The sequence below is a fragment of the Acidovorax delafieldii 2AN genome, assembly GCF_000175235.1.
GTDB classification, from domain to species: domain Bacteria; phylum Pseudomonadota; class Gammaproteobacteria; order Burkholderiales; family Burkholderiaceae_C; genus Acidovorax; species Acidovorax delafieldii_B.
Genome location: NZ_ACQT01000280.1, coordinates 1 through 4,412, shown reverse-complemented (window position 1 = coordinate 4,412; position 4,412 = coordinate 1). Strand labels below are relative to the sequence as shown.

Sequence of the window (4,412 nt, the reverse complement as noted above, 5' to 3'; positions counted from 1 at the left end):
GTGGCCATCCACCCTCAACCCGAGCGTTGCGCGCCGCGCCGGACGGCGCCGTGCCGCCCGCACGGTGCCCTGCCGCATCCTTGCCTGCGTAAGCCCCTATGAAATTTTCGGTATTCCAGATCAGCCGCCGCGGCGGGCGCGAGAAGAACGAAGACCGCATGGGCTACTGCTACACGCGCGAATCGGGCTTGTTCGTGCTGGCCGACGGCATGGGCGGACACCCCGAAGGCGAGGTGGCCGCGCAGATCGCGCTGCAGACCATCTCTGCCCTGTTCCAGCGCGAGGCTAAGCCGCTGCTCGAGAACGTGCAGGACTTTCTGTCCTCGGCCCTGCTGGCGGCGCACCACCAGATCCTGCGCTATGCGTCCGAGAAGGGCATGCTCGACACGCCCCGCACCACCCTGGTCGCCGCCGTGGTGCAGGCGGGGGCCGCCTCGTGGATTCACTGTGGCGATTCGCGGCTTTACATGGTGCGCGGTGGCGAGTTGCTCACCCGCACGCGCGACCACTCTTATCTGGAGCTGCGCAACGCTCCCCCGCCGGGGCTCGACCGCATCAACCGCAACGTGCTGTTCACTTGCCTGGGCTCGCCCACCAAGCCCATCTACGACGTCACCGGCCCCGTGTACCTGGAGCAAGGCGACCGCATTCTGTTGTGCTCCGATGGCCTGTGGGGCACGCTGAGCGATGAGGAGATCGCTACCCAGCTCTGCCAGCAGACGGTTTCGCACGCAGTGCCCGATCTGGTGGAGCAGGCATTGCGCAAGGCGGGCGAGGGCAGCGACAACGTCACCGTGGTGGCGCTTGAGTGGGAGACGCCCGACGCTTTCGAATCCACGCAGGGCGTTTCCACCGACAGCATCAGTGACGACGTTTTCGCCTCGACCATCCAGGCGGGCCCGCTGGACGGGCTGGTCGACGATCTGGACGACGATGCCATCGAACGATCCATCGCCGAGATCAACGAAGCCATTCGCCGCTCGGCGGCGCGCAAGGCCTGACGGCAGGGGTCCCGCGCGAGCCCGTGCTGCGCGCGCGGCGCCGCTGTTGGCTCACGCGGCGGTGGTGCAGCCTCTGCATCCCCTATTCGCCGCGTGGTGCCCTACTCTGCGGGGTGCCGCCCACGGGCTTTGCCGCAGAATGCCCGCACCTTCGCCACCCCTTGTTGATTGCACCCACCCCATGACCACCTTCACCCGTTCGGGCGGCCGCGCCGCCGACCAGCTGCGCCCCGTGCGCATCACCCGCCGCTACACCATGCACGCCGAAGGCTCGGTGCTGATCGAGTTCGGCAACACCCAGGTGCTGTGCACCGCGTCGGTCGAAGACAAAGTGCCGCCGCACCAGCGCGGCACGGGCGAGGGCTGGGTCACCTCCGAGTACGGCATGCTGCCCCGCGCCACCCACAAGCGCAGCGACCGCGAGGCCGCCAAGGGCAAGCAAAGCGGCCGCACGCAGGAGATCCAGCGCCTCATCGGCCGCTCGCTGCGGGCCGTGTTCGACCTGCGCCTGCTGGGTGAGCGCACCATCCAGCTCGACTGTGACGTGATCCAGGCCGACGGCGGTACGCGCACCGCTGCCATCACCGGTGCCTGGGTGGCGGCGCAGGATGCGGTGAACCAATTGCTGGCCAGCGGCAAGATCACCGCCTCGCCGATCCGCGGGTCCGTGGCGGCCATCTCGGTCGGTATCGTCCAGGGAACGCCCCTGCTGGACCTCGAATACGCCGAAGACGTGGGGTGTGACACCGACATGAACGTGGTGATGACGGGCGCTGGCCACTTCGTCGAAGTGCAGGGCACGGCCGAGGGTGCCGCCTTCACCCGTGCCGAGATGGACCAGTTGCTGGGGCTGGCCGAAAAAGGGATTGCCGAGCTGGTGGCCCTGCAACAGCAATCGCTATTGAAACAATAGCTTTGTTCGCATTACTGATAAGCGCTACAAGCCCATTTGACTATGAAATTGGTACTCGCATCCAACAACCGCGGCAAGCTTTCCGAACTGCAGGCCATGCTGGCCCCCCTGGGCGTGGAACTGGTGCGCCAGGCCGACCTGGGCGTGGGCGAGGCCGAAGAGCCGCACCGCACCTTCGTCGAGAACGCCCTGGCCAAGGCGCGCTTTGCCGCCCAGCACACCGGCCTGCCCGCGCTGGCCGATGATGCCGGCCTGTGCGTGGACGCCTTCGGCGGCCTGCCAGGCGTGGACACGGCCTACTACGCCACCCAGTTCGGCTACGAAAAAGGCGACGACACCAATGTGCGGGCCCTGCTCGAGCAGATGCAGGGCCATGACAACCGCCGCGCCGCCATGGTGAGCACGCTGGTGGCCGTGCGCAGCCCCCAAGACCCTGAGCCTTTGATTGCCGTGGGGCGCGTGGTGGGCGAAATCACGCGCGAGCCTCGCGGCAGCAACGGCTTCGGCTTTGATCCGGTGATGTTCATTCCCGAGTTCGGCAAGACCTTTGCCGAGTTGCCTCCGGAAGTCAAGAACGCCCACAGCCACCGGGGCCGCGCGGCGCTGCAGATGCTGGCGCTGATGCGCGAGCGCTGGTTTTGAGCAACCGCAAGTCGTCCCCATGCCCGCTCTGAAGGTCCAGGCCCCCCTGTTCCGCGGTACAGCCCCCCGCCCCGGCGCATGCGGCCCACGGGGCCACGCCCTTTTTCTTCACCTGTTCTGAGCCCGCGCCATGGCTGCCTCCATTCCCATCATTCCTGCCGCCGGGCCCGAAGGCGCACCGGCCGTGGTGCGCGACATCCAGCACTACATGCGCCCCGGCCTGCTCCAGCTCAACAGCCTGCCGCCACTGGCCTTGTATGTGCACCTGCCCTGGTGCCTGAAGAAATGCCCCTATTGCGATTTCAACTCGCACGAATGGCGCAGCGCGGGCGGTGCGCAGGAACTGCCTGAGGCGCGCTACCTCGATGCCCTGGTGGCCGACCTGGAGGCGGCGCTGCCGCTGGTGTGGGGCCGCAGCGTGCACAGCATCTTCATCGGCGGCGGTACGCCCAGCCTGTTTTCGCCGCAGTCGATCGACCGGCTGATTGGCGACATCAGGGCGCGCCTGCCTTTGGCCGCCGACTGCGAGATCACGCTCGAGGCCAACCCTGGCACGTTCGAGAAAGACCGTTTCCGGGCGTTCCGCGCCGCCGGTGTCACCCGCCTGTCGGTGGGGGTGCAGAGTTTCAACGACCGGCATTTGCAAGCCCTGGGCCGGGTGCATGACCGCGCCCAGGCGCTGGCCGCCGTGCAAGAGGCCGCCAGCGCGTTCGACACCTTCAATCTCGACATCATGTACGCGCTGCCGGGCCAGACCCTGCAAGAGCTGGAGCAGGACATGGCCACGGCGCTGGCACTGGCGCCGCCGCACCTCTCGGTGTACCACCTCACCATCGAGCCCAACACCTACTTTGCCAAGTATCCGCCCGCCATCCCTGAGGACGACCAGGCCTACGCCATGCTCGACCGCATCACCGAAATGACGGGCCAGGCGGGGTTGGCACGCTATGAAATCTCGGCCTATGCGCGGCCTGGGCATGCGTGTTTTCACAACACCAACTACTGGCAGTTTGGCGACTACCTGGGCCTGGGCGCGGGGGCGCACAGCAAGCTCAGCTTTGCCCACCGCGTGGTGCGCCAGGCCCGTTTCCGCGACCCGCGGCTGTACATGGACAACGCCCTTGCCGGTCGGGCCGTGGCGTTGGACGAAGACGTGCGCCGCGCCGATCTGCCGTTCGAATTCATGCTCAATGCGCTGCGCCTGCGCGAGGGTTTCGCCCTGCAGGACTTTGTGGAACGCACCGGCCAGTCGCTCACCGCCATTGCCGGTGCGCTGGACGAGGCCGAGCGCAAAGGCCTGATCACCCGCGACCTGGGCCGCGTGCGCCCGACCGAGCGGGGGGTTGATTTCCTGAACGATCTGCAGGCGCTTTTCCTGACCGACTGAAGCGCCGCGGCGCCTTCAGCGAGTTCGGCGGCCGGCGCTGGCCGCCAGGCCTTTTTGGGGGAGGCAAGGCCACCGGTGACTGGGTCGGGCCCGCTCAGCGGGCCGGCACATCGAACAGCCGGTTGGGGCGGTATTTTTAGCCCGAATCGCCTTACAGTGCTTTCGCAATGGGCGTGTAAAGCTATGAAAAAAGGAGCAATGGTGGTGCGGCTGGCGTTTGGACGGGTGCGTGCGGGCCCGCCGTTGCGCGGTGGTCAGCCGCAACGCACTGCGGTGATGCGCCCGTTGCCGTCCACCACGAGGTTCAGCCGCTCGGCACTGAATTCAAGCGTCACCACCTGCTGTGGATGCAGCACGCGGGCCATCGCCGCACCTGACGCCACGCGGGCCTGCTCCATCACCGATGGCGTGGCCTGCTTGCCGATCATCGCCTGGGCCGGTGCCGCATTGCAGGTGCCGCCGCGCGGGC

General features: G+C 67.4%; 5 protein-coding genes. 4 read left to right on the top strand and 1 reads right to left on the bottom strand.

Features of this window, described 5'->3' with window-relative positions; all coding sequences use genetic code 11:
* The first annotated feature begins 98 nt into the window (after positions 1–98).
* The 4 genes from ACDELDRAFT_RS19610 (at position 99) to hemW (ending at position 3,943) form a co-directional block, all read left to right on the top strand.
* A complete protein-coding gene (locus ACDELDRAFT_RS19610) occupies positions 99–1,001 on the top strand; it encodes a PP2C family protein-serine/threonine phosphatase (RefSeq protein ID WP_005799790.1) in 903 nt (300 codons plus the stop codon).
* Between the two features lie 181 nt (positions 1,002–1,182).
* Positions 1,183–1,914: a ribonuclease PH gene (gene rph / locus ACDELDRAFT_RS19605; protein WP_005799789.1), complete on the top strand. Its 732-nt coding sequence runs from the start codon at positions 1,183–1,185 to the stop codon at positions 1,912–1,914.
* 42 nt (positions 1,915–1,956) lie between these two features.
* Positions 1,957–2,556 carry an RdgB/HAM1 family non-canonical purine NTP pyrophosphatase gene (gene rdgB / locus ACDELDRAFT_RS19600; protein WP_005799788.1) on the top strand — a complete coding sequence of 200 codons (600 nt, stop codon included), beginning with the start codon at positions 1,957–1,959 and terminating at the stop codon, positions 2,554–2,556.
* Between the two features lie 130 nt (positions 2,557–2,686).
* Entirely contained in the window at positions 2,687–3,943 is a 1,257-nt protein-coding gene (hemW, locus tag ACDELDRAFT_RS19595) for a radical SAM family heme chaperone HemW (RefSeq protein WP_005799787.1), read from the top strand.
* 254 nt (positions 3,944–4,197) lie between these two features.
* On the opposite strand, the gene ACDELDRAFT_RS19590 is transcribed toward hemW, so the two are convergent.
* Positions 4,198–4,412: I78 family peptidase inhibitor (locus ACDELDRAFT_RS19590; RefSeq protein ID WP_005799786.1), on the bottom strand; the 215-nt coding region annotated here is incomplete at its 5' end.